The sequence below is a fragment of the Vibrio sp. 10N.286.52.F8 genome, assembly GCF_041468745.1.
Classification (GTDB): domain Bacteria; phylum Pseudomonadota; class Gammaproteobacteria; order Enterobacterales; family Vibrionaceae; genus Vibrio; species Vibrio crassostreae_C.
On record NZ_JBFRJF010000011.1, the window covers coordinates 94,980 to 119,466 of the forward strand.

Sequence of the window (24,487 nt, forward strand, 5' to 3'; positions counted from 1 at the left end):
CTCAACTATTTTCATTGATTTTTGCATGTTGTAATTTAAGGTTTATAATTCTATTAATATTTTCTAAAGCACGTTCTGGATTTTCAGGTCTAGATAATAGTGCCTTTTTAAGCTCTCCTCTGAGTTGGTCTATAATTATAGAATAATGCGAGTTCTCACTCATAAGTTTATTTACTAGCATAGAGTCATCAAAATCTCTTCTATTTCGATGCTCCTTACCTTCATTTTTAGCATAACGTATTGCTGCTATAGCTTTTAACCTTTGTTCATCGAGTTTTTTATAACCCTCAATAAACTCTTGACGACACAAGGACTTTTGAGTATTTAATGCCATAGGATAAATTGATTCATATTTATCTTCTTTTTGTAATGATGCTTTAGCTAAAGATGATTGGGATGAAATAATGGCAATTAAATCACTGTCTTTCATGAATTTTTCTGGCTCTGATTCAATCGATGCTAGTAAACTCATCATATTGTGGATTGATTGAATTTTCATCTCTCTACCATTCATCATCTAAATCCCTTACTTTTATTGCAAAGTTAAATGTTGAACCATTTGATTCGTTCTTAAAAAACTCAGGTTCAAGTGTAATGATATCCTTATCAAGGAGATACTTTATTTGCCCCTCTAGTTTCGATTGTTGCACCAAAAGTTCTGAATCTAGATTCAACTTAAAGTCTTTATCTAGTTGGCTATCTGTAAAATACAAACCCATAAACTCTTTTATCGTCTTAAAATTTATACTATCGACACCAAACTGATATAAAAGGGCTGCATTAAGTTTCTCTAAGTCTGTACTTTTCAAACTTCTGAATTTGTGTGCTAGGTAAGTAGCTTTGGTACTATTTAGTACATCGCCAGTAACCGATTCGGTTATGTAATTATATAAGTGTTCAAGATCACTGTGGGCTAATTGATGTCGTAAGGAGTCAATTTTTGCATCTCCTGAAGACCAAAAGAACAAGAGTGAAAAAAACCTGCGAAGCTCATGTTCAAGGATGTAGTATCTATATACTACGCCGTCTACTACTGTTGTTGGTGTTTCTATATAATCACAAAAACAGCTTATCGCCTCATTAAATTGCTTAGTGTCTAAACAATGTAATTTAAAATTGTTGAATGCTACTCCATTGAATAGTGCAATATTTTCAACTGAGCAAAGTCCTTTTTTGATAAAAATAGCGTTATAATTTTCTATTTTGTAGATGAGTTTTGCAATAATTAGAGGAGTTGGTCTCTCTACGTAATCCCGTAAAGATATTTCTCCTCCAATACCTGTTTTTGCAGCACAGAATCTCAACTTGTAATCAGAAATTTCTTCTGAATTTTTTTCTAACCATGGGTTTCTATTGGTTGGTTCTAAATTTCCAACAGGAGGAAGGCTAGTTAGTTCATCAACTCTTCTAGCATTGAGTGTCCCGGTCAACACATAGATAGCCCCCATCAAAACCTTATAATAGTATACGATAGAGTTTACTTTTACAGGATCAGGTTCGTCGACATGGATAAAATGGTTAAACCCTAAATCTCTCAACTTATTACTAATGAATAGTGATTGGCTTACTATTTTTCTGTATGCACTACTATTACTTTTTAACCCTTTTGTTTCTTCTGAAAATTTCAAAATTGTATCGTAAAGCAAATCGATAATTAACACGGGTTCATTTTCGCATACAACATCAGGGTACCATAAGTCATCCTTGCTAAATTTATCGCTCAGGGTTAAATTAAACGCTTTTTCCATTGAGTTTAATACAAAAACAGGAGGTAAACTGAATGTTCTTCCTACAGGCTTGAAGTCATGCAGACCTTTCAGTCTCCTCAATGTTATGAGTGAAGGATCAACGTCAAGATAATTTATTTTCGCAAGTTGCGCGCTTACTGGAATATGTTGAACAATATTCATTAGAGCCATAACTGAAGACTGCGATATTGAGCCTTTATCTTGATAGTGGTTTATAGCTTCAAACTGACGCCTTTTTTTTTGAGGTTTAATTGCATACTTACTTAATGTATCAATGTTGTTATAACTAGATAATGGAATAATGCTTTTACCAAAAATAGCATTTGTAACAGTTGCATAGTTGGGTTTGTCAAGAATCCCTTGTTTGTCCCATGATCTTTTGTAAAAACCATTAATATATAGCTTGTAAGCGTTATTGATATGGTTATTTATTTCTAATTTGGATTTGAATAGTACATTTATATTATCAGATAGGTAAGGGTATTCTTCCAGAAAAGTTTCTAACGAAACTTTTTCAAATGCTATCTCAGGGAGGTTTTTAATGAATTTGTTAAACTTTTCATTGTAATTGATAGTATGGCTAAACCCACCTTGACAATATTTTAATAGAGCTGAAAATATAAAATCACTATTTAGTCGGTCGTAAGACTTGCCAATATTTAGCAATCTATCATTTGACAATATTATATTTATCAATCTTATTGAGTCGGTTATGCTGGACGATATGCTTCTTATTTTCTTTACTGAACCTCCATTTGTAACTGGACAGTTTGGGGATAATATTAGATATTTAAAAAAATTCAGTGTTTTTTTGTTTTTTATATCAGTCAATATACTGCCATCACTTAGCAAAATTTCATTCCAATCTATTACTTTAATATTAGGCGTACCGAGGTCAATGCTCCATCTATCATCTTCGAAATCAGAAGTAAGCCAAAATGGAGAGTCTATGTCATGATCATATATTCCAATCAATTCATTTGAATGATTAACAGTTTCATTATACGTATCATATGGACTTGCGTTAGCTATCAGTTCTTTATGCTTTATGTTATTGCTAGTAACTCCACTTAATATTTTGTTATATGCGTGCATTTTCTATCCTTAATGTAATTGACGCTACCTGTTTACCCAAGGCCTCGTTGTACATTTGAATAATGTCATCCCCAACTTTAAAGTTCGTTGTATTATCTATTGATGATTTAATGTGTGTTATCACATAAAGGGATAACAGCTTCCATTTTTCAAATATAACTAGACTAAGTCCTAATTCTTCAGCGTCAGTGTTATTCAGACTTTGTATATACAGCATTAGTTGTAGAAGTTGTACAGTGATAATGATTTCAAGATTATTGAATTCATTTTCTTCATATTTCTCATCAATGTCTACTTTAAAACCGTGCTGATTAAAGAATTTATCTATATCGATAATAGTTCCATCTAATACCTCTGGAAGTAGGTTGTTATCCTTCATTGCCAAGTATATTACTGTGTTTTGGAATATTCTAATGTCTCGATCTTGGACGTATCTTTGTAATACATCAGGCAGGTATGCATCTATCAAATCAATATATGATGAAGTGTGACCAAGAGTTTTATGGAATACATTTAAGGAATTGGTTTGAAGATATTTATATACAGCGATAGAACTCCTTAAAGACCTAAGGCTAACGAATATATCTCTTTTATCTTCCTTAACTCTCCATGCACCACTTCGTTTGATTATTGAGTAACTAAAAATGTCGAACAAGTTATAATAGGAATCATGCTCTCTCCTGATAAATTTAATAGGTGCGGGCTTTCTGTTAATACTTCTACTGACTAACAGTAGTTTCTGCCAGTTAGTATCTCCTATGCTTTTTAGGTATTCGCGAGAATATCTGGTATGTTCAATTAACGCCTCTACACATAGTTTAGATAGTCTTGTTGTTGGGATTAATTGTGCGGATTTCTTACTTCCTTTTCGATGTTTAAATGTACTGATAAGCCAGACACCATTCGACTCTTTAAACCCTGTTAACCTACCGTTGGAATCATAGAGATTCCAACTTTCAAATGATGAGGGTACTAATTCAGGGTGTTCACGTACTATTAATAGTAGAAAGGGATATATTGTTTTAAGTGTTGGGATATTAAGTTCTTCAACAAGTTCATCCACTGTCATTTCGTTATCTTTGCTAGTAAGAAAAGTGGTATAGTGATCAACTCCCTTAAATCCATAACTGTAAAATGTAGCAATGGTATTATTTAAATAATTCTTCCCAAAAGGGTAACTTATTGCACCAGTCTTGCTATCTAGGTTAGCACCATGATTTGGAAGAGGCTTTACAACACCTAACTTTATGGCACGCTGAATTCTATGATGTTTATGGATTACTCTGCGAACCATGTTAAATGAGTGATGAGTGACATGCTTGATATCATCTTTTAGCCTCATTTTAATAATCTTGAAAGACTCTTCATTCCGGATATCTAAGGGTATACCAGAGGTTAACCTAACCATTGTATCCTTCGATATCCCGCCTCCGCTAGAATGATATCGTTCCGCATTCTTAAGCCCCTTTAAAGTTGGTATAATAATCTGTCTTTTAGGCTCATTTATGAGGTGAGTTTCAATAAATAGATCGCGATATACACGAACTTTTGAGGGGAATCTACTCCTTATAAGGTTACGAAGTGCGTTGGGTTTGTCGTTATTACTTACATCGATGAGGTCTAAATGCAATATTGTTTCGAATGTCTTTGAGATATGCTCTGGGGAAATTGAGAGTATTATTGAATCACTATCTTTATATATATCAACAATTTGTTGGAATAAATTGACAATATTTTGGACAGCACTGTCAGCAAAATTCTTCTTGTGTTTTGCAAAATAATTAATACACGCTTGATGGATAAAGTCTACAAACTCTTTATTTGTACTATCATGTAAAAAGGCGAAATGCAGCCTGACTGTCTGTTGGTCTACTGTTGTTGCCTTCCAACCTTCGTAGTATTCAACCAAGCTATCATTCTTGTACTGTTGGTAAATTGATACGTACTTATCGAACTTATCCTTTGAGATAGGTAAATCAGTTGCTTTAACCACACACGTTTTAGTTAGAGCAGCATAAATCCGTCTAGCGTATTGTAATGCAATGCTTCCGTCAGTTTTTAATTCTTCAATGCAGAAACCAACATAGCATTTTATATGAGTTAACAATAGATCTGCATCATTTTGTACTTTCAAGTTATCAAACGTTTTGTTATCCCCAGTGATTACATGAAGAAAACATGCGTAATTTTTTATGATTGTTTCTGGTAGCTGCTTGCTAGGACCGTTGTCACATATGTGATGAAAAATATACCACCGATACGCATCGTTAATAGCGCAGTAGAGGTTTGGATAGAAGTTCAGAGATCTTGTTTCAATTGCCATGTGTGCTTCCTTCGTCTTATAGATAAAAACTAGGGGGCATTTTGACAGTTGTCAATTTTTAGAGGGGATTTTTTGAAAATTAAGTCAGTTAAAACAGTAACTTATACTTGGATTGACATTAGTGCAAGTTAGGAAAATACGTAAACGCTGTCTACGATAGCGTCCGCTTGTTCGATTTTAGAGTCAGCTTCTGCAAGTTCTGTTAGTTCTTCGATCGCTAGAGAGGTATGTAGCGTATCGCCTTTTTCGTCCATTGTTTCAGGAGCAGCAACCGGCAGATCAAAAGTACTGCGGAACTCTTCAATGTCGCGGTAAAGGTGATCGTAGATTTCTTGGTTTAGTTGAGAAAGGTTCATATTCCTATCCATTTTGTTTCGTTAATGGACCATTTTAACAAAGGTAGGAATGGGGTGCTAACGCAAAGTGGAAGAACGCGACTTTTATTCATTGGACCAATGAGGTATTTTGCATACAAACTAATTGATTATTATGTTTTTTTACACTTTACTCTTCTTAATATACGAAATATTAATGTTGCCATTAATGTCAGCAGTAGTGGAATCCCATTTATGAACCAAGCCAGTGAAAGCGAAATTGTTATACGCCGCTTGTATCAAATCACCAATGATTATCGAAAGGGCTTCGATATTCAGATCGCTCAGCTGCTTATTATGGGGCTTGAACGCTTCAACCTTGATATTGGTATCTTATCGAAAGTCGATGGCAATACTTATGTTGTTGAACATTGTGTTACGCCTGAAGGGGTAGAACTCAATAGCGGTGACACTTTTGATTATCGTTCAACCTATTGCGAAATTACCTGTAAATCGATTGGTCCTATCTGCATTGAGCATTGTGGTAAACACGATAAGTATGCGAAGCACCCTGCTTACCAGTCTTTTGGCTTGGAGTCTTATATTGGGGTTCCCATTTTCGTTAATGATGAGCTTTATGGCACCTTAAACTTTTCAAGTCCAGCTCCCTATCATCGTGAGTTTAAAGAGTTCGATGTCGACGTGATGAGACTAATGGCGTCATGGATCGAAGTGGAGCTGGTTAGAAGGCAGCAAGAAAGAAAGCTAAAAGAACTGAATGAGAAATTGGAGTATCAAGCTCTGTATGATCCTCTGACACACTTACCAAATAGACGTTGCTTGTTCAAAACATTGAATGCAGAAGTGGAGCAATTAAAAGGCTCTTTAGGAAAGGGAACCTTGGCCGTTGTCGACATCGATTTCTTTAAACAGGTCAATGACACTTATGGCCACCAAATGGGCGATGTTGTCTTAAAGAAAGTGGCGAACGTGCTGAGCAATAACACTCAAGAGGGTGAGTTTGTGGCGCGTTTTGGTGGTGAAGAGTTCATTCTTTGGTATCCAAATAAAACACCAAGTTGTGTTGAAGATAAGTTCATGACTCTTTTGCAAGAGATGAAGAAAATCACACTGGATAGAAAGCCTGTCACTATATCAATCGGTGCGTGTCATTTTGAGTTGAGTACCGGGGATACCAAAGGGGAAAGGATGTCGGCACTCGACTCTTTGATCAAAGTGGCTGACGAGTGTTTATATATCGCCAAACAAAATGGACGAGATCAGTTTGTGTCTCGTCCATATCATCAAGAACGTGCAAGTTCGTAAATACGGAAAATGTAATGCATTTTCCGATTCGGAATCGCTTAACTAAATAGGTAAGGGAATAGTTTACGACGCTCTTCAGGCGTTAAAGACTCAACTCTTGCGATGTTGGTATCTGGGATCGCTTCAGGGTTAGGGTAGTGCTTCAGTACCTTTTCCATGCTTGCCTCACGAATCAAATGGTAAACAGGGTATGGAGAGCGATTCGTTAGGTTTTCATCGTCTTCTGGATCCGCACCACCAAAGCAATAGTCAGGATGGAACGTTGCCACTTGGTAAACGCCTTCCCAGTCTTGCTGTTTGATCAACGCTTCAACCCAATCAATGAACATGTTGTAGTCGAAGAAGTCTTGCAGCATGTTAGGAACCACCACTAAAGTCGTCTCTAATTCAGCGACTGGCGTGTTATCTAACTCTACGAAATGCGTCATGATGTCTTGCAACAACGCTTCTTCCGTATTTGCTTCACTCACAAAGATCTTAATCTGTTTATTACGTTGTGGCTTGGCTGCGAATGGACACAGGTTTAGGCCAATAACGACATCGTCTAACCACTGTTTTACTTGGTCGTGGATGGTTTGAAGATCTGTGCTTTGAGTGTTCGACATAACAGGTTCCGAAATGAAATTTTGCGTAGGATATCAGAACGGACGTCAATCAAAAGCAATAATTGAGTTACAACCTTAGTCGTACTTATGCTTGTGCAAGTTTAGACGCCGATACTTGTAGCTGTTTCAACTGGTAGACCCAAGCAAATATCGCGACATAGAAGATTGAACCGCCCGCAATCACGCCATTCCAACCGAACAGTTGCCAGCAATACAAGAGTAAGAAACCACCTAAGCTCCCGCCTATGTAATAGTGTACTAAGTAAAGAGCGGTTGCCGTTGCCTTAGCGCTCGGTGCTTTTTGACTTACCCAAGAGTAGGCAAGGGTATGGGCGAAGAACGCGCCGCCACTAATCAATAACAAGCCTGCTAGCATGAACGGAACTTTGTCGACTGCAGAAATTAGCATTCCGATTAAGCTAATACACACGCCCATCAATATTCCGCTTAACGGGTCAAAGCGAAGTGTCCATTTGTTGGAGAGCTTAGAGCTTACCGTACCGGCCAAGTAACATAGGAATATCAGTGAAGCTAAACCAACGGGTACCGAGTGAGGTTCGGATACTAGCCTAAAGCCCATTACAGAGTACAGGTTAACAAACAGCGCGAAGTTAGCACCACCAATCAACATGGCAAGCCACAAGGTACGGTTTCTTAAGTGCATTACAACGGAGCGGTTGTGATGAAAGAACAGCCCTTTTTGAGGTTTGAAGTTCTGTTGGTCAGGTAGGCGATAGGCAATAAAGAGTGCACCAAGCAATGAACCGACAACGAAAAACAGTACAGTTGCATGCCAATCGAAATAGTCTGTAATTAAGCCGCCTAATACACGTCCGAAGATTCCACCCAATGAGTTGGCCGCAATATAACCTCCAATCGCGACAGCAAAGGCTTTGGGTGTTAACTCCTCAACCATATAGGCAACCGCCACACCAGCAAACGCCGCCACAGCGATGCCCATAAATGCGCGGGCAATAACGAGTTGCAACAAGGTAGTCGTGAACACCATGCTTAACCCTATTAATGGGATAGCGAACAGACTGGACAGAATAATGGGTTTACGACCAAAGGTTTCAGAGGCAATTGCCCAAGGTACCAAGCTAATCGAAAGGCCGAGTGTTGTAGCAGCAAATAACCAGTTGATCTGAGTTTCAGATACTTGGAAGTGCTCCGCCATGTGCGGCAAGATAGGCTGAAAGAGGTAAAGGTTACAGAAAATGATAAATGAACCAATCGCCAATGATTGAGTGATACGTTTGTATTGAGGACTGCCTTTATCAAACATTTACGTTGTGCCTGCGCGAGTTAGTAAGCTATTTGTGAACAAGTTATCAGTACAGGTGTGATTAAAGAAATATATTAAAAATATTACCTCTATATATTAAATATATCGCCATGCTTGAATCAAAACCACTTCGACATTTTCTGGCTGTTGCTCAGTTTGGTAACTTCACCCAGGCGGCCAAAGCGCTGCATATCGCACAGCCTGCATTGAGTATCTCCATTAAAAAACTAGAACAGACACTAGAGTTGATTCTATTTCGTCGAGGCGATAAATCCGTCACTTTAACGGAGGAGGGCAAAGTACTGTTTGAGCATGCAAAGCGAATCGCCCAGCAGTTTGATGATGCTCAGCTCGCGATGAATGAACTAAAGGGGCTAGAAAAAGGCGAGGTTCGATTAGGCGCTCCAAGTATGATGGGCAGTTACTTTTTCCCCCAAGTAGTGATGGCATTTAAAAGCCAATACCCAAACCTAAAGTTGACCTTGATTGATGCTGGCACCGCATCGATTCGTGAAATGCTGTTAAACGGCGAACTCGATATTGGCGTAATTAATCATGAGAACGTTCCAGATGATTTGGAAACGGATCATCTGTTAAGCTCAGAAATGTTAGCTGTAGTTGGCAAAGATCACCCACTGGCAACGCAACCATCCATCACCTTTGAAGAATTTTTTGCTCAAGAGCTGATCATGTTCAAATCGGGCTACTTCCACCGCGATTTTATCGATGCGACTTGTAAGAAGTACAATCTCGATATGACCATTGCGTTTGAAACCAATTTATTGCCAATGATTCTTTCTATCGTGAAGCGAGAGTTTGCCATCACCGCGTTGCTTAGCTTGGTGACAGAATACGAGGAAGATGTCGTAGGCGTGCCATTTAAAGACCCTGTAAAACTGAATCTATCGTTGGCCTGGAGAAAGGAAGGGTATTTGTCGAAAGCTGACAGAACCTTTATTGATTTCGTTAAGCGGTATGTGTGATTTAGTAAGATTTAAATAAACAAAGCCCGAACATCCTAGATTGGATATTCGGGCTTTGTTGTATAGAAGTATGACTGGCTCAGAGCACGTTAGGTGTTCTTTGAGTTATACATCTTATCGAAGTTCTTCTGATTCCAGCCGACCATCACTTGATCGCCGATCTTAAGCACGGGGATAGAACGAGCCCCCATCGCTTGTAATTCTTTACGACCACGCTGCATCTTTGCATTCGTCAGGCGGTAAACAATTTTCTTAGAGTCTAAATACCTTTGGGCATCTTTACAGTGCGGGCATTTGTCTGCGACGTACAATACAACACGTTTCATTTTTTCATTCTCTTGGTGAATCTCGCTAAAGTGTAACGAATCCTAGGTGATTAGAAAAGTGTGATCAGTTACACTATGCGGCTCAATTTTCAAGACCACAACGTATTGTCGTGGTGTAACTTGTACGGTCTTTCAGCATGCATCCTTCTTTACGCTATATTCAAGGCTATCCTAAGCACATTCTTGATCCTGTTACTCAACTTGTAGAGTCGGGTAAATTGGTGCCTTGGTTTGAAGCTCGCTACCCAAAGAATCATGAAATAAAAAGCGAGAAAGCCCTGTTTGACTATGCGATTGAGATAAAAAATCGCTACATGAAAAAAACACCACCGATCAGCAAAGTGATTTACGACGGCAAGATACACCTAATCAATAATGCGTTAGGTCTGCATTCTTACGTTGCTAAGAATCACGGTGGAAAGATCAAATCAAAGAATGAAATTCGTATCGCCAGTGTTTTTAAAAATGCACCAGAACCTTTGCTAAGAATGCTGGTGGTACACGAACTGGCGCATATCAAAGAGAAAGAGCACGACAAAGCCTTTTACCAACTATGCTGTCACATGGAACCGGAATATCATCAACTTGAGTTGGATGCCCGTTTATTCATGATGTATTTAGATTTAAAGAAGTAGCCCAATGAGCCAATCACAAAATAGAACGACGCTAAGCCTGTCGAAAAACAGCACTTCATCAGCAAAAACAAAAGACAACCAAGCTGATGTTAAGCCAAGTACAGCTAAGCCAAGCAGCGACAAGCGTATTTCTACAAAGAACACATCTGATAAAAGCCGCAAGAATAGCGCACCTAAAGGCGCGGGCAATAACAAAGCAAAGCGACCTTTTGCAAAAGACAGTAAAGGGAAGCAGGGTGCAAATAAAGGATCATCGAATAAGGGTTCTTTCAATAAAACGGCTTTTAACAAGAACGCAGCTCAGAAAAGACGCTCGGCTGAAAAACCTCAAGGTGGATTACACCCAAGAAACCAGCACACTGGCCGCTATAACTTCGAGTTACTAGTTGCAGCCTTGCCTGAGCTAAAAGAGCATCTGATCAAGAATCCGGTTGGCGAAGACACCATTAATTTCTCTGATCCATTGGCTGTTAAGCTACTCAACAAAGCTTTGTTGGCGCATCACTATGGCGTTAAACATTGGGATATTCCTGCTGGTTACTTGTGCCCGCCAATTCCTGGTCGTGCAGACTACATTCACAGAGTGGCCGACATCCTTAATAGCGATGGCCAAGGTGAACCCTATAACCACGCGTCTGTGAAAGCATTAGATATTGGTGTCGGTGCAAACTGTATCTACCCAATCATTGGTGCGACAGAGTATAAGTGGCGTTGTACAGGGACAGATGTTGATTCAGTCTCCATCAAAACAGCGAACTTCATAGCGGAAAGCAACCCTAATCTAAAAGGTAAGATCCGCGCTCGCCTACAAGCTGACTCTGAATCTATCTTTAAGGGCGTGATTAAGGATAATGAACGTTACGATGTCACTATTTGTAATCCTCCATTCCACAGCTCTCTTGAAGAGGCTGAAAAGGGGTCACAACGTAAACTGGATAATCTAGCGGCGAACCGTGCTAAGAAAGCCGGTCAGTCATTCAAGCCTGAAACGAACAAGAAGCCAGTTAAGTTAGATAAATCAACTAAGCAAGCTAAACCAACCTTAAACTTTGGTGGTCAAAAAGCCGAGCTTTGGTGCCCAGGTGGTGAAGCCGCTTTCATTATGAAGATGGCAAGAGAGAGTCAACTTTTTGCTACTCAAGTTTTGTGGTTTACGACATTGATTTCTAAGAAAGATAACGTCGATATGGTTCGTTCAGAGCTTGGCAAGCTTAGAGCTAAACAAGTGAAAGTCGTCGAGATGTCACAAGGCCAGAAGGTAAGTCGCTTTATCGCATGGACCTTTATGGACGATGAGCAAAGACAAGAGTGGATCGCGCTAAAATAGGGGCTGCACTTAGTTAAGATATTAAGCTGAAATACGGACGGGCTTGTTGTTAACGCAACAAGCCCGTTTTTTTTTGTGTTTTGCATATAACCTAAGCAGAAAGCAACTCATCTAACTTACTCTGATATTTCTGCTCTAGAGCTCTGTTGCCTGCTTTATTTTCGAGATCGACCAAGATTCTAAGTGATGGAATTTGATAGCCATAACGCTGGTGGAATTTGAATAAACGGAGTCGAGCTTCATTGTAATCGGCGTCACTCACTTCAATCTTTGAAAGCTGCAGTATCGATTTCACGCGGTTTGGATCGTGGTCAATTGCTCTGCTAAAGTAGTACTTCGCTTGGTCCGTATTGCCAGCCTTAAATGCGCAAAACGCGGCATTTTCATAACTTGCAGATACCAAGTAGTAGTAAGGTTGATCGATAGCGCGATTAAAGTACTTATCAGCTTGCTCGTATTCGCCCTGTTTACACAAGAAGGTACCGTAGTTGTTCAATACATTGCCGTTTCTTGAATCAAGACTGAGTGCTTTACGGTAAGTGGTTCTCGCTTCATCTACTTCACCCACTTGTTCGTAGTAATGCGCCATTGAAAGCCGAGCACGGTAGTAGCTAGGTGCGTGTTTAATCGCGAGCTCAAGGTTTTCACGCGCTCTCACCATATTGCCTTGTCCCATATAGCCCAAACCTAATTCGATTCGAGATTCAGACATCGCGATAGGATCACTTTCAATCTTTGGCGGTCCTTCAGTGACAGAGACACAACCGGCCAAGGAAAGCGAGGCAAGTAGTACCACACTTGATAACGAAAGAGGGCGGGACAACGAAATCGGATTTGAAAATGATGGCTTGGCAGGCATGTGAAGCTCCTTATGAACACCAACCCATCATATGAAATCAAACCCATTGAAGTCGTAAATCTATCATGGAATGCGACCCACACACCATAAAAAAACCGCGTCCAATTCGTCGTTTTATCAACAACATACTGAACACGGTTTATGTGTTTGTGAATCGGAAGAAAGAACTTAATCGTCTTTGGTAAAGTTGTCTTCGCTGAAATGATCCAGATCGTAAGGCGTTTGTTGGTAAACGCAGTAGTTTAGCCAGTTTGAGAACAACAAGTGTCCGTGGCTGCGCCAGCTTGCAACCGGTTTGTTGTCTGGATTGTTATTCGGGTAGTAGTTGATTGGTATCACAGGCTCCATGCCTTCACCCAAATCTCGAATGTACTCATTGTGAAGTGTGTGAGAGTCGTACTCAGGGTGACCCGTTACAAACACGTTTCGCTTATCTTTGGTTGCTGCTAGGTATACGCCTGCAACATCAGAAGTTGCAAGAACATCAAGGTCAGTATGTTCCGCTAAGTACTCTTGAGAGAAGTCCGCATAGCGAGAGTGCGGAGCTAAGAATGTATCGTCGAAGCCACGTAAAATAGGGTGGTATGGGTTATGTATCTCGTGGTTATAAACACCAGACAGCTTCTCTTTACGAGTGCGTTTTGGCAAATCATATAATAACTTCAAACCAGCCTGAGCCGCCCAACACACGTATAGCGTTGAAGTAACGTGCTTGTTTGCCCATTCCATGATGGTTTTCAGGTGGTCCCAGTAGATCACATCTTCAAATTGAACCAAGCCAAGCGGTGCACCAGTAATGATCAATCCATCAAAGTTTCTCCCTTTGACCATTTCAAATTGGCGGTAGAAGTTATCAAGGTGTTCAGTCGGTGTGTTCTTGCTTGGTCGATCATCAATGCGTAGCAGCTCTACATCCACTTGCAATGGACTGTTCGATAGTAGGCGTAAGAATTGAGTTTCAGTTTCAATCTTCTTCGGCATCAGGTTGAGGATCAAGACTCTAAGTGGACGAATTTCCTGTGTCGATGCTCTTGATAACGGCATCACGAAGATGTTTTCTTCACGAAGAACATCAGATGCTGGCAATTGGTCTGGAATGCGAATAGGCAAAGCTTTCTCCCTAAGCTAGATATGTAGACGTCTATACATCTAAATCTATAGTAGTTTGGTACGCTTGTCGATATACAAAATGGATAGATGTAAATTATTTGTGTTTTCTATCAGAAGCCATCTTCCGACGTCGGGGGAGTCTTATAATGTTTTACGACTACCTGAGTAAGGCATAAGTGCTTGGTTCTGTTATGTAGAACTAGGCAGTTATCAGAGCAAGCGGCTAGCATTTACGATAAACTCATGTTTTCGAATTAGCCTGTAAAGTGACAGATGAAGTTAATACTCATCCGAGGGTTGCCCGGTTCTGGCAAATCAACAAAAGCAAAAACCTACGATGCATTGCATGTCGAAGCGGATATGTATTACGTGAATGAGCAAGGTGAGTACCATTTTGACCCTAGGCAGCTGCAACAAGCTCATGGGTGGTGTCAAAACACAGCTGAAAACGGCTTAAAGCAAGGGTTTGATGTGGTTGTTTCGAATACCTTTATTAAGCATTGGGAAATGAAAGCCTACCGCCAACTTGCACTCAAATATAAAGCAGAATTAATTATCGAAGTGTGCCGAGAGCAATATGGCACTATTCACGACATTGAACCTTCAGTAATTAAGCGTATGGCGAAAGACTGGCAAGAATAGCCTCGTTCTTCTTCTGCTTGCGTGGCTGAATGGCAAATAGAATTAAATTAATAGAACAACTTCAAGGTAACGATTGAAATGGCAAAGCGCTCTGTTGTGGTCGACATGACTTCTTATGGTATCTATTCCACATGGGATTCAAAATCTAAAGATCTTCCAAAAATCCAAGAGTTCACCACCACCGTTGATGCTGAAATCGACGTAGAGTTTGGCTATATCCTGAATATCAAAAAAGCCAAAGGTGAGAAGATCCGTTACTGCATTTATCACCCAAACATCACCACAGACAAAGGTGAAGTGCTCGAACCGTTTGATGGTGAGGAGTATGTCGGTAACAATGACTGGGATTTCTACTTAGGTGACACTATCTGGGCTCCTGTCTCGAACAAGCTAGGAAAGTGGCGCATGACGGTTGAGCTAAAAGGCAACATCATCGCCGACAAGACATTCGACCTAGTAGCAAAAGACGAAGGCCAATTCTGGAAGCGTAGAGGGTTTTAGGTTCGACCTTCTATGTTCACCTAAACAACAAAAAGCCGAGCATCGTGATGATGTCTCGGCTTTTTTCATTGTGCTAGATAGAAGTGACTACCTAACTAATGGATTCGATTATTGCGTTACGTAAGCCACAACAAACTCAGTGATTGCGACCATGTCTTTCACTGCAATGTACTCTTCAGTGGTGTGAACTTTCGCCATACCAGTAGAAAGGTTAACTGTTGTCAGGCCTTTTGCGTTGAAGTTGTTTGCATCGCTACCGCCGCCAGTGCGTTTAGTGTTCGCTGTGACGCCAAGCTTCTCAAACGCCGATTTGATAGAAAGAATGTGCGGATGATCGTCTGCAATAACGAATGCATCGTAAGCACGAGTTGATTCGATTTCTACTTCAGCGCCGAACTGCTTAGCACTTTCTTGGAATGTAGAGATCATATGTTCAACTTGAGCCGTTAGCTTTTCGCCGTTTAGAGAACGTGCTTCAGCCACGACTTTAAGCTCTGGCATTACGATGTTAGTTGCTTGACCACCTTCAACAATACCAACGTTTGCTGTCGTTTCTTCATCGATACGAAGTAGGTTCATCTTAGTGATAGCGTCTGCAGCAACTTGAATTGCGCTGATGCCTTCTTCTGGTGCTAAACCAGCGTGAGCAGGGCGACCTTTGATTTTAGCAACAATCTTCTGCTGGCCAGGCGCTGCGTTTACGATAGTGCCAATTGGACCGCCTGTATCAAGTACGATTGCGTGCTCAGATTGAATGTAAGACATATCGAAGTTCAAAGAGCCGAACAGACCGCCTTCTTCGAATACAGTAAATGCAATCTCGATAGTTTTGTGCTCTTGTCCTTCAGCTTTAATGCAACGAACCGCTTCCATGATAGCTGCGATACCAGACTTGTCGTCACCACCTAGAATTGTGTTGCCTTTTGAACGGATGATACCGTCTTCGATGATTGGCTCAATGCCGATGCCTGGCGTTACTGTGTCCATGTGGCAGCTGAACACTGTGCTACCTGGAAGAGTGCCATCTAGACGAGCGTAGATGTTGAAACCATTAGACACTTCTTCAGGAACCGCCAGTTTGTGAACTTCAAAACCTAGTTCACCGAGTTGCTCAGCCAAAGCTTCAGCAATCGCTTTTTCGTTACGAGATTCACTATCAATTTTCACTAGATCGCAGAAATGTTCTACAAGACGTTGTTCATTAATTTGGGTCATTGTTAATTCTCATTATGCTTCCGCTTGTTCAAAAAGAAGCCGCGGAGGTAGGAACAGGAAAATCACTATAACGCCAATGAGGTAGATGATTGTCTGAGTTAAATCAAGAAAGTTGCCTGATTATTCTAATTAATGAGAAAAACCCAATTCAGATCCACCAGTGCGCAGGATTTTAATCTGTATATCTGTCGGGTATAATGTTTGACCGCTCTTAAAAAACGTCAATAAAATTGGAATTCAATCAATAATGGCCCTGATAAATGAATAGAAACAATGTGTTAGGTTCATTCCTTTTCGTGGTGCTGATGAGTATTGTGCTGGGGCTGTATTTGCTCTATCCAACTTATGACGACGATTTAAAGCATATTCGCCCTGAAAACCCGAGTGTTTATAGTCCAGAGAAAGAGTTATCACTCTCTCAATATGGATCTGCGTTGATCGATATTCTCGATGTATCTCGCGGTGACCCTAATTTAGCTTCCCAACAACTTGAGGCTCTCCAAGCCAAGTTCCCAGACCAAGATAAAGCCATCTATCGTGCTTACGAATTGATGATTTTGTCCAACCTCGCGCAACATAAGTTGGATACCGAAGCGGTTTCCGAATACGTCAGGCAGATTAAAGCACTCGCACAACACGAACATATGGGTTGGCTAAAGGCCCAATCTCTCGTTGAATTGGCGATTGAATACATCAGTAAGGGTGAGCTAGCGGAATCTGAAATCCAAATCAGAGCAGCGATAGATATCGCAGAATCGCTTCACTATGAAGAGTTGTTGATTAAGGCCTATAACACGGCTGGTGTCATCAATAACATCCGCAATGACTTTCCTGAAGCTCAATACTTTTTCCATAAAGGTTTAGACCTTGGTAAGAAGTACCCTCATCACATCTACAACAGCAAGTTAGTGTCAAATATGGCACTGCTTTATATCTATTTGGAAGACTGGCCTAAAGCGCTCAAGCTGATTAAAAGAGCCAAAAAGCTCTATTACAAGAGTGGACTACTCGAAGCGTCTACCATCGGCGTGCTGCATGTGAATGAGTCTTTTGCTTATCTGCGCAGTGGTGATTTAGTCAAAGGCCGAGAAGCATATCAAAGTGCGGCTAAGCTAAATGGCGATAACGTGAGTGAACGATACAAAATCATCCTATTAAAAGCAGAGAGTGATGTGTTGTTGGCGGAAAAGAACTTTGAGTCAGCACGACAAGTCGCAAACTTGTGTCTTAGATACCCAGGCGTGGACAAATACACACTTCAATTGGGGCAGTGTTACCTAAATAGAGCCTTAGCGAACATTGGTTTGAACCGAGATAATTTTGTTTTTGCTGATCTAAAGCGATCGTCTGCAATGTTCGATGTTGTGGGGACTCGCAGCTGGAAGGTCCTCGGCTTAAGAACACTTGCTGAATACTATGATTCGAGAGGCGACAGCGAGAACGCACTTCGTTACTTCAAACTCTATTACAAGGGCAACAAAGCGCTGCTATTTGATAAGCGCCAGAGTGATATCTTTTTACTAGAGCAAGATTTCGCTACAGCATCATTAGCTCAAGAAAACGAACTGCTTAACGCAGAAAAAGAGTTGGGTGAGCTGACATTAGATAAGCAGCAATTACGGAATCGAATCGTCGTCGCTTTGGGTATCATGGTGATGATAAGCGCCACGTTACTATTGATAAGGTTACGCTCGATCCAGAAGACCAACAAAGAACTACTTAAGCAATCAACAAGATGCGAACTGACAGGCTTATACAATAGGCGTTACTTAGAGCAACGGTTAACTCAGCCGATGCCACATCATTTGTCGTCGTTTGGGTATACGCTCGCTATTCTAGATTTAGACCGCTTCAAACAAGTTAATGACACTTATGGGCATGATATTGGTGACCAAGTGCTGGTGGAAGTCGCTAAGCGTTTAGAGAAAATCTTATCAACAAACGATGTAGTGGCAAGATGGGGTGGGGAAGAGTTTGTTTTGTTGCTGGCTGGGAATCAAGATCCTAATAAAGAGCTTAAGCTTATAAGGCAAGCGATCGCTGACCGAGCGATTGAAACGCATTCTGGCCCATTAGAATTAACCACATCGATTGGTGCGACGACTCATCTAACGGAGCAACAGTTGAATAGCCGTACCTATAAGAAACACTTGAAATCGGCAGACGATGCTTTGTATCAAGCTAAGCAGTCAGGGCGCAATAAAGTCGTTATCATTTGAGTTCCTAAACTTAGTTAATCCCCTGCAATCAAGAAACCTGAACTTCAATAACTAAGCGAATAAGAGTGCTTATCTGAACTAATACGGCTATTTACTCTTATTCGCTTAATTCATACTGTGATTTGGCTTGGTGGGTTACTTAGCGACACCTTGAAGCATTTCAACCAATTCGCCTTCTGTCGCTGGTTCGCTAGCGAGTTCAATCACAGCCGAAGCTCCTCCCTTTAACATGTAGGCTTGGGTTCCGCAGTGGTCATAGTGGAACCATTTACCATCTACACATACGTCGGTATAACATCTTGGGTCTTGTTTAAGTTCCATATCAATTTCCTTATTAACATTTGCCTAACGTTTTTCAGACTAGTTGATCACAAATCTAGGTAAATTGATCTAAATCAATCTAGAGTGTAATTGATGATTTAATTATCAAAATAAGAGAGGTGTGTCTAGCGAAGGAGCGACCTCTCGTTGGGCACTGCGCTCAAAGGTCGTGATTCTGGTTGGCAACTCTCGCTCTTTTGCTTGCCAGGTGATGCTTTTCTACATACGCTAGCTACTCTCTTAATCCCTATACAGACTTGATTGTGTTGGAAAATGACTAATATCTTTATCGTTGTAATTGTTCTGGTTGTGTTCTTTTACTTTATTCAAAAGTATGTGGTGAAACACGATGACACCAAAGACCACGCTTATCAGAAGAAAGGCGCGTTGATGTCGGCGCAACAGGCGACATTCTATAATGCGCTAAAATCAGCTGTGGGCAACCATGGGGAAGTGTTTGCTAAAGTCAGCATGTCGAACGTACTTGTTCCTGCTAAGACGAACAATAAGAAGAATTGGTTTATCGCCAACAACAAGATCTTACGTAGTTACTTCGACTTTGTTGTTTGCGACCCGCGAACGCTAGAGCCCCGCGTTATTATCGAACTTGATAACGGCAAAGAGCTCAATAAAGGGAAAGTCGATCGCGAAAAGCTACTAATTCACGTGTGTAAATCGGCAGGTTTACCTCTGATTGGTGCATCTATTAAACACAGCTACCAAGTGAGCCGTTTGAAGAGGTTACTGGCAGCACACATCGATTTAATCGAGCCATCAAAAGAAGTGCGATTTTGTAAGAAGTGTGGAAGCCCAATGATCATCAAACTGGCAAGCCAAGGCGATTACAAAGGCCGACGCTTCTTCACTTGTAGCCGCCAGCCAAACTGCACCTATACCGAAAACTACAACGTTGTATTCGATGTTGAAGAATAGTTGGTATCGATAGTAATGCATCCGGTTGGACTCGATTCAATCGCTTAGATACGAATAAGTTATACAAACTAAAAAGCCGAGCATTGATTATGCTCGGCTTTACTAATATTAAGTGGATTGGTTTAGACTAAAACGCGTAACGCATACCGAGCTGTAGCTCATCTTCGTCGTTATCGCCTTCCCCACCTTCGCCCTCGTCTAACATGTTAAACTTATAACTACCAAAGAAGGCCACATCGCCAATATAACGTGCGTATTCTAGACCGATAAAGTTAATGTCGTAATCTGCAATATCGTCAGCTTCAAAGTAGCTGTAGGTCAGGTTGACGGTGTTGACACCAAACGAGTATCCCAAGTAAGCATCGGCAGAATCGTAGTCTGAATCTTTTACGCCTAGACCTGAAATACTACCAAATTGATAGAGTGCGGCGAACCAAACCCCCTGATCGTTGGTGTACTTAACCGCACCAATATAGGCATCAGAAGTTTCTGTATCTGTCCCAACGCCATAGGCTTCATCACTTGACGCATAACCGACGCCAATATCTAACCCAATCGAAGTGCTGCCGGCGACAACTGCACCGAAGCCGTCACTTTGTGCTGATTCACTATCTGAATTGAAATTGCCATCAATTTGAAAGGTGATGTTGTCGCTTGTCAGTTCATAACGTAAAACATTTTTTGCTCGATCAGCAGTCGACACCGTGTATTCATTGATATAGCCGCTGAAGGTTTCAGCCATATCCGTCCAATCGGTTAAGTAGGTAACGGCATTATTTTGGTGGCCATAATAGACGTTACCGTGATTGGTTTGAACACCCGTATATAAGAATCGAGTGTTAATGCCGATATCATCTGATGCGCCATCTTCAGACTCTGTTAGTTCGAATTCATATTTCCCAAAAAAGGAAATATCGTCCGACGCTTTTTGTGTGCCATCGACACTTAAGCGGACACGTGATCTATCACTATAGGTGCTACTATTACCAGCACTTTTATTCGCATCAGAGAAATTCCCTCGAACTTCTGCGCGGCCGCCGATATTGAATACTGTTTCATCTGTCTCATAAATGGTCGCCGCCGATACGGCAGATGTCGATAGTATGCTCACCACTGCAATGGCGATATGTGATTTTTTCATAATTTATTCCCTATTTTTCACACTTGTATTTATCGTAAACCATAAATTCACGTATAGCATTGAATTTAGATTATTGATTCCTACAGGTTATGAATATAGGCGCGCTTTACCATTATGCAAATTTCATTATGTATTACTGTGCTGTATGTATTCAAAATAGCTATGATGTGTGGGGTTGGGTTTTGAATTGCTTATAGATTGTTGCTCTTGAGGGAGATTAATTGTAGCTGATGTTTTTCGACTATAGAGTGCTATCGTATTTATGTATGTTGGTAATAACCCGGCCACTTTATATGAAAAATCCGAATTTAGTCATTGCGGCCTAGTAATTCGATGACGACGATTACAAAATCGTGGTGATTTTTATGAATGATGTATTTCGGTGAGTTACAAAGCCTCTGCGTGCCTTTCACTTATAATGATCAAAATACTACGGTAACCCAATGGGCAAGCAAAATTTTTGACACTAAATATAGGCATTGATCTATACCTGTATGGTTACTGTAAAGGCCAAGAAAAACGGTATAGACAACAAAAATCCCAAATTGAACACATTAGGTTAGTTAATTGGTTGTCATCAAGGATTAGAATTTTTTCTAACTAAACTTTGTTTTTCAGCGGTTTGACGATAATCTGGGTGTAAAATCGACATGTTGTTATGTCTTTGATTGCAAAGTGAGCAAACGAATCGCAAGATGCCAGTTAATACTTGCACCATCTGTTTATCATAGATATCATCGTTGGCGTTCTAAGGGAATGCGTCCGTAGCTCAGTTGGTTAGAGTACCGCCTTGACATGGCGGGGGTCGGTGATTCGAGTTCACTCGGACGCACCATTCCTTATTTGTTTTTATTGCATAACTATTGAGTTTGTCACAATGGTAGTAATAAGAAACTAGAACATCGCCCGCTTAGCTCAGTTGGTTAGAGTACTTGCATGACATGCAAGGTGTCACTGGTTCGAGTCCAGTAGCGGGCACCACATTATACGAAAAAGCCCACCTAGTGTGGGCTTTTTTGTGTCTGTAATTCCTTGTGTTATCTCGTTCTTTATGAACAATCAAAAAAGTCCACTGAATGTGGGCTTTGATGTAGATCTTGTCGTCTTCTAAGCTAACCTCGAATGATCATTTGCTCGCGCTCTGGACCTACCGATACCATCACGATTGGCACACCCATCAGCTCTTCGATACGAGTAACGTAATCTTGCGCTGCTTGAGGAAGGCTCTCAAACGTGCGGCAACCCGTGATGTCTTCATCCCAGCCAGCCATATCTTCATATACGGGCTTTAGCTCAGCCGTTTGTGGCCAAATCGGGTTCTCTGTGTGCTCTCCTGAGTAAGCAGTACAGATCTTAAGCTCAGACAAACCAGACAGGCAATCAATCTTAGTCAGTGCGATTTCCGTTGCAGCTTGCAGGTCAACACCGTTGCGAGTTGCCACTGCATCAAAGTAACCCATATCACGTGGTCGACCCGTAGTTGCGCCGTATTCGTTAGAGCTTTCGCGGAAGCTGTCTTGTTCTTCCATTGCAGTTACTAGCGTGCCAGTACCAACAGACGAGCTGAATGATTTAGCAACAGCGATAACACGTTCAGGACGAAGTGCAGGTAAACCGCTACCAATGCCAGCATAAGCTGCGGTTACATTCGAAGATGTTGTCCAAGGGTATTCACCGTAGACAAGGTCGCGACCTGCGCCTAACTGAGCTTCAAACAGTAGGTTTGCGTCTTGTGATTGCAGCGCTTTAAGCGGCTCAGTTACGTTGCAGATGAACGGGCGCCACGCTTTAGTTACTTCAAGTAGCCATTCTGTCATTTCAGAAGCAGTCTGGGAGAAGTCACATTGAGGGTAGAGCGCTTTAAGCTGAGGCATCTTCCAATCAAGTAGGAATTGAATACGCTGCTCTAAAATTTCAGGTTGATTCAGCCAACCGACAAGAATGCCTTTCTTCATTACACGATCGCCGTACGCTGGTGCAATGCCTTGACGTGTAGAGCCGTAAGCGCCATCGCCCAAACGCTCTTCTTCAAGCGTATCTTCAAGAGCATGTAAAGGGAGACACAGTGTCGCACGATCTGAGATCGCCATTTTCACTTTGATGCCAGCCTCTTGAACTTCTGCAATCTCTTCAGTTAGCGCAGCAGGGCTGATCACCATGCCAGGGCCAAGAACCGCCGTACAATTAGGATTAAAAATACCACTAGGTAGTTGGTGCAGTTTGAATGTACCGAAGTCATTTACCACAGTATGACCTGCATTGTTTCCGCCTTGGAAACGAATGCTAGCAGAAGCTTGGTCTGCTAAAAAATCGACGATGCGGCCTTTGCCTTCATCACCCCAGTTTGCGCCCACAACAACGATAGATGGCATAATTTTTCTCCTAACTGATTGAGGAATCATGTTAGGCCTACAAGGTGGATAAGAGAAATTAATTATCTTTATTATCTTGATAAGGATTTCATATATCCTTAAAGTCTTAAGCTACAAACGAGATTCCCTATCACGTTCGTTCCTCACTGTAGGGAATGACGATGGGGCATTCTTTACTTTTAGGGAATGATATTAGTGACACGAGAGAGAGGACATGATGCTCGATATTAATTTGTTGAAGACGTTTGTGACGCTTGCGGAGTACAAGCATTTTGGGAAAGCGGCCAATGCACTGCACATGACACAACCCAATGTGAGTTTGCACCTAAAACAACTGGAACAACAAACACGCATAAAGTTGATAGAGAGAAGCCCTTTTCAATTGACTCAAGCGGGTGAACGGCTATTGGAAACAAGCCAAAGAACGCTACTCGAACTGCAGATTTGTCAGGCCGATCTCAATGCCATTAACGACCTTAAAATAGGGACGTTAACCATTGCCGTAAGTGACATCATTTCTCGATTTTTGCTAATTCGTCCGTTCCAGAAGTTCAAAGCGCAGTATCCCGGTATTGACCTTACGCTCTTGAATACCACGTCATCTCAGGCATCGAATTTAGTTAAAAATGCTCAAGCGGATATTGGTTTTGTTATCGCCAAAGAGCAGCACAACGAGTCTTTGTATTTCACTAAGCTGCAAGAGCTTTCTTGGTGTGCGCTTGGCGATGGGGTTGATATCCGAGACTCTGATGCAGAGCTCACTTTGATTCTACTAGGTCATGATACGAGAACGCGTGACTTTATTGATGAAGGTTTACCAAGCCTTAATCTACCTAATTATAGGGTGATGGAAGTAGGGAGTGTCGATGCTCAAATCGACTGGGCAGAAGCGGGATTTGGTGTGGCTATTGTCCCGGAGTTTGCGGTATCAACCAAGCAGCACCTGCATTCGAAAGTGACACCATTGACCAACTTCTCGAGCACCAGTCTTGGTTATATTGTTCGGCAGAACCAAGTCTTGTCGAAAGCAACCAAGCAGCTGTTAGGTTGGGTGAATGATGAGATTATTTCATTGCAAAACAAATAAATACAATCATTGAGTTTGACTCAATCAGCCCACCTCGAGTGGGCTTTTTTGTCCCTGGAAAGCCTCGTTTTTACTGAATCAATAATCTTTGGAACAAACTAGCGCTCACCATCAACTATT

21 protein-coding genes, 2 tRNA genes and 1 pseudogene are annotated in these 24,487 nt (G+C 41.1%); 11 read left to right on the forward strand and 13 right to left on the reverse strand.

The window, feature by feature from the left end; genetic code table 11:
• Window position 1: 1 nt before the first annotated feature.
• The 4 genes and pseudogenes from AB4133_RS06660 to AB4133_RS06675 form a co-directional block, all read right to left on the reverse strand.
• Window positions 2-517, reverse strand: coding sequence for a hypothetical protein (locus AB4133_RS06660; protein WP_232288505.1), 516 nt, complete (start codon window positions 515-517; stop codon window positions 2-4).
• The gene (locus AB4133_RS06665; RefSeq protein WP_372224113.1) at window positions 504-2,843 is read right to left on the reverse strand and encodes a site-specific recombinase; all 2,340 of its coding nucleotides are present in this window, start codon (window positions 2,841-2,843) and stop codon (window positions 504-506) included. Before AB4133_RS06665 ends, AB4133_RS06660 begins: the two co-directional genes overlap by 14 nt.
• Window positions 2,830-5,166, reverse strand: coding sequence for a hypothetical protein (locus tag AB4133_RS06670; RefSeq protein ID WP_004734928.1), 2,337 nt, complete (start codon window positions 5,164-5,166; stop codon window positions 2,830-2,832). The genes AB4133_RS06665 and AB4133_RS06670 overlap by 14 nt, the downstream gene beginning before the upstream one ends.
• A gap of 137 nt (window positions 5,167-5,303) precedes the next feature.
• A pseudogene (locus AB4133_RS06675) lies at window positions 5,304-5,522 on the reverse strand (nucleoside triphosphate pyrophosphohydrolase family protein); the annotation flags it as partial.
• 213 nt (window positions 5,523-5,735) lie between these two features.
• Here AB4133_RS06675 and AB4133_RS06680 point away from each other — a divergent pair.
• Window positions 5,736-6,806, forward strand: a complete 1,071-nt coding sequence (locus AB4133_RS06680) for a diguanylate cyclase domain-containing protein (protein WP_372224114.1) — start codon at window positions 5,736-5,738, stop codon at window positions 6,804-6,806.
• Between the two features lie 38 nt (window positions 6,807-6,844).
• Here the strand turns inward: AB4133_RS06680 and AB4133_RS06685 are convergent, their stop codons facing one another.
• Entirely contained in the window at window positions 6,845-7,411 is a 567-nt protein-coding gene (locus AB4133_RS06685; protein ID WP_017066169.1) for a DUF1415 domain-containing protein, read from the reverse strand.
• An 85-nt stretch (window positions 7,412-7,496) separates the two neighbouring features.
• On the reverse strand, window positions 7,497-8,696 hold the full coding sequence (locus tag AB4133_RS06690; protein WP_372224115.1) for an MFS transporter: 1,200 nt from the start codon (window positions 8,694-8,696) through the stop codon (window positions 7,497-7,499).
• Between the two features lie 110 nt (window positions 8,697-8,806).
• On the opposite strand from AB4133_RS06690, the gene AB4133_RS06695 reads away from it, so the two are divergent.
• Window positions 8,807-9,679, forward strand: coding sequence for a LysR family transcriptional regulator (locus tag AB4133_RS06695; RefSeq protein ID WP_017065533.1), 873 nt, complete (start codon window positions 8,807-8,809; stop codon window positions 9,677-9,679).
• Window positions 9,680-9,768: 89 nt separating this feature from the next.
• Here the strand turns inward: AB4133_RS06695 and AB4133_RS06700 are convergent, their stop codons facing one another.
• Window positions 9,769-10,005 (reverse strand): glutaredoxin family protein, encoded by a 237-nt coding sequence (locus AB4133_RS06700; RefSeq protein WP_016786183.1) that lies wholly within the window; start codon window positions 10,003-10,005, stop codon window positions 9,769-9,771.
• A gap of 137 nt (window positions 10,006-10,142) precedes the next feature.
• Between AB4133_RS06700 and AB4133_RS06705 the strand changes: the two genes are divergently transcribed.
• Window positions 10,143-10,640 carry a YgjP-like metallopeptidase domain-containing protein gene (locus tag AB4133_RS06705; RefSeq protein WP_004734935.1) on the forward strand — a complete coding sequence of 166 codons (498 nt, stop codon included), beginning with the start codon at window positions 10,143-10,145 and terminating at the stop codon, window positions 10,638-10,640.
• Window positions 10,641-10,644: 4 nt separating this feature from the next.
• Entirely contained in the window at window positions 10,645-11,967 is a 1,323-nt protein-coding gene (gene rlmF / locus AB4133_RS06710) for a 23S rRNA (adenine(1618)-N(6))-methyltransferase RlmF (RefSeq protein ID WP_017068287.1), read from the forward strand.
• Between the two features lie 91 nt (window positions 11,968-12,058).
• On the opposite strand, the gene pilW is transcribed toward rlmF, so the two are convergent.
• Together pilW and metA are read right to left on the reverse strand one after the other, a co-directional pair.
• The gene (pilW, locus tag AB4133_RS06715) at window positions 12,059-12,826 is read right to left on the reverse strand and encodes a type IV pilus biogenesis/stability protein PilW (RefSeq protein WP_372224116.1); all 768 of its coding nucleotides are present in this window, start codon (window positions 12,824-12,826) and stop codon (window positions 12,059-12,061) included.
• A 168-nt stretch (window positions 12,827-12,994) separates the two neighbouring features.
• Window positions 12,995-13,936, reverse strand: coding sequence for a homoserine O-succinyltransferase (metA, locus tag AB4133_RS06720; RefSeq protein WP_017059174.1), 942 nt, complete (start codon window positions 13,934-13,936; stop codon window positions 12,995-12,997).
• Between the two features lie 273 nt (window positions 13,937-14,209).
• Between metA and AB4133_RS06725 the strand changes: the two genes are divergently transcribed.
• Together AB4133_RS06725 and AB4133_RS06730 are read left to right on the forward strand one after the other, a co-directional pair.
• On the forward strand, window positions 14,210-14,578 hold the full coding sequence (locus tag AB4133_RS06725) for an ATP-binding protein (protein WP_372224117.1): 369 nt from the start codon (window positions 14,210-14,212) through the stop codon (window positions 14,576-14,578).
• Window positions 14,579-14,656: 78 nt separating this feature from the next.
• Window positions 14,657-15,079 (forward strand): DUF3859 domain-containing protein, encoded by a 423-nt coding sequence (locus AB4133_RS06730; RefSeq protein WP_019824122.1) that lies wholly within the window; start codon window positions 14,657-14,659, stop codon window positions 15,077-15,079.
• A gap of 108 nt (window positions 15,080-15,187) precedes the next feature.
• Here AB4133_RS06730 and AB4133_RS06735 read toward each other — a convergent pair whose 3' ends face one another.
• The gene (locus tag AB4133_RS06735) at window positions 15,188-16,294 is read right to left on the reverse strand and encodes a M20/M25/M40 family metallo-hydrolase (RefSeq protein WP_017059177.1); all 1,107 of its coding nucleotides are present in this window, start codon (window positions 16,292-16,294) and stop codon (window positions 15,188-15,190) included.
• 260 nt (window positions 16,295-16,554) lie between these two features.
• Here AB4133_RS06735 and AB4133_RS06740 point away from each other — a divergent pair, with 260 nt between their 5' ends.
• Complete coding sequence (locus AB4133_RS06740; RefSeq protein ID WP_372112786.1) at window positions 16,555-18,513, forward strand: diguanylate cyclase domain-containing protein; 1,959 nt, start codon at window positions 16,555-16,557, stop codon at window positions 18,511-18,513.
• Between the two features lie 135 nt (window positions 18,514-18,648).
• Here AB4133_RS06740 and AB4133_RS06745 read toward each other — a convergent pair whose 3' ends face one another.
• Complete coding sequence (locus AB4133_RS06745; RefSeq protein WP_017059179.1) at window positions 18,649-18,834, reverse strand: hypothetical protein; 186 nt, start codon at window positions 18,832-18,834, stop codon at window positions 18,649-18,651.
• Window positions 18,835-19,107: 273 nt separating this feature from the next.
• Between AB4133_RS06745 and AB4133_RS06750 the strand changes: the two genes are divergently transcribed.
• Window positions 19,108-19,767 carry a DUF2726 domain-containing protein gene (locus AB4133_RS06750; RefSeq protein ID WP_372224118.1) on the forward strand — a complete coding sequence of 220 codons (660 nt, stop codon included), beginning with the start codon at window positions 19,108-19,110 and terminating at the stop codon, window positions 19,765-19,767.
• Between the two features lie 127 nt (window positions 19,768-19,894).
• Here the strand turns inward: AB4133_RS06750 and AB4133_RS06755 are convergent, their stop codons facing one another.
• Entirely contained in the window at window positions 19,895-20,908 is a 1,014-nt protein-coding gene (locus AB4133_RS06755; protein ID WP_372224119.1) for a porin, read from the reverse strand.
• A 758-nt stretch (window positions 20,909-21,666) separates the two neighbouring features.
• On the opposite strand from AB4133_RS06755, the gene AB4133_RS06760 reads away from it, so the two are divergent.
• Window positions 21,667-21,743 (forward strand) — tRNA-Val (locus AB4133_RS06760).
• Window positions 21,744-21,812: 69 nt separating this feature from the next.
• Window positions 21,813-21,889, forward strand: a tRNA-Val gene (locus AB4133_RS06765).
• Window positions 21,890-22,020: 131 nt separating this feature from the next.
• On the opposite strand, the gene AB4133_RS06770 is transcribed toward AB4133_RS06765, so the two are convergent.
• Window positions 22,021-23,280, reverse strand: coding sequence for an adenylosuccinate synthase (locus tag AB4133_RS06770; RefSeq protein ID WP_102547907.1), 1,260 nt, complete (start codon window positions 23,278-23,280; stop codon window positions 22,021-22,023).
• A 214-nt stretch (window positions 23,281-23,494) separates the two neighbouring features.
• Here AB4133_RS06770 and AB4133_RS06775 point away from each other — a divergent pair, with 214 nt between their 5' ends.
• A complete protein-coding gene (locus AB4133_RS06775; RefSeq protein ID WP_017068305.1) occupies window positions 23,495-24,367 on the forward strand; it encodes a LysR family transcriptional regulator in 873 nt (290 codons plus the stop codon).
• Window positions 24,368-24,487 lie beyond the last annotated feature (120 nt).

Excerpts from the sequence above, each read along its gene's own strand:
- pilW (WP_372224116.1), bottom strand. The coding sequence starts at position 12,826 with ATGCCTGCCAAGCCATCATTTTCAAATCCGATTTCGTTGTCCCGCCCT.
- AB4133_RS06700 (WP_016786183.1), bottom strand. The coding sequence starts at position 10,005 with ATGAAACGTGTTGTATTGTACGTCGCAGACAAATGCCCGCACTGTAAA.
- AB4133_RS06755 (WP_372224119.1), bottom strand. The coding sequence starts at position 20,908 with ATGAAAAAATCACATATCGCCATTGCAGTGGTGAGCATACTATCGACA.
- AB4133_RS06695 (WP_017065533.1), top strand. The coding sequence starts at position 8,807 with ATGCTTGAATCAAAACCACTTCGACATTTTCTGGCTGTTGCTCAGTTT.
- AB4133_RS06705 (WP_004734935.1), top strand. The coding sequence starts at position 10,143 with ATGCATCCTTCTTTACGCTATATTCAAGGCTATCCTAAGCACATTCTT.
- rlmF (WP_017068287.1), top strand. The coding sequence starts at position 10,645 with ATGAGCCAATCACAAAATAGAACGACGCTAAGCCTGTCGAAAAACAGC.
- AB4133_RS06690 (WP_372224115.1), bottom strand. The coding sequence starts at position 8,696 with ATGTTTGATAAAGGCAGTCCTCAATACAAACGTATCACTCAATCATTG.
- AB4133_RS06670 (WP_004734928.1), bottom strand. The coding sequence starts at position 5,166 with ATGGCAATTGAAACAAGATCTCTGAACTTCTATCCAAACCTCTACTGC.
- AB4133_RS06770 (WP_102547907.1), bottom strand. The coding sequence starts at position 23,280 with ATGCCATCTATCGTTGTTGTGGGCGCAAACTGGGGTGATGAAGGCAAA.
- AB4133_RS06775 (WP_017068305.1), top strand. The coding sequence starts at position 23,495 with ATGATGCTCGATATTAATTTGTTGAAGACGTTTGTGACGCTTGCGGAG.
- AB4133_RS06745 (WP_017059179.1), bottom strand. The coding sequence starts at position 18,834 with ATGGAACTTAAACAAGACCCAAGATGTTATACCGACGTATGTGTAGAT.
- AB4133_RS06685 (WP_017066169.1), bottom strand. The coding sequence starts at position 7,411 with ATGTCGAACACTCAAAGCACAGATCTTCAAACCATCCACGACCAAGTA.
- AB4133_RS06680 (WP_372224114.1), top strand. The coding sequence starts at position 5,736 with ATGAACCAAGCCAGTGAAAGCGAAATTGTTATACGCCGCTTGTATCAA.
- AB4133_RS06735 (WP_017059177.1), bottom strand. The coding sequence starts at position 16,294 with ATGACCCAAATTAATGAACAACGTCTTGTAGAACATTTCTGCGATCTA.
- AB4133_RS06660 (WP_232288505.1), bottom strand. The coding sequence starts at position 517 with ATGATGAATGGTAGAGAGATGAAAATTCAATCAATCCACAATATGATG.
- AB4133_RS06740 (WP_372112786.1), top strand. The coding sequence starts at position 16,555 with ATGAATAGAAACAATGTGTTAGGTTCATTCCTTTTCGTGGTGCTGATG.
- AB4133_RS06665 (WP_372224113.1), bottom strand. The coding sequence starts at position 2,843 with ATGCACGCATATAACAAAATATTAAGTGGAGTTACTAGCAATAACATA.
- AB4133_RS06750 (WP_372224118.1), top strand. The coding sequence starts at position 19,108 with ATGACTAATATCTTTATCGTTGTAATTGTTCTGGTTGTGTTCTTTTAC.
- AB4133_RS06730 (WP_019824122.1), top strand. The coding sequence starts at position 14,657 with ATGGCAAAGCGCTCTGTTGTGGTCGACATGACTTCTTATGGTATCTAT.
- AB4133_RS06725 (WP_372224117.1), top strand. The coding sequence starts at position 14,210 with ATGAAGTTAATACTCATCCGAGGGTTGCCCGGTTCTGGCAAATCAACA.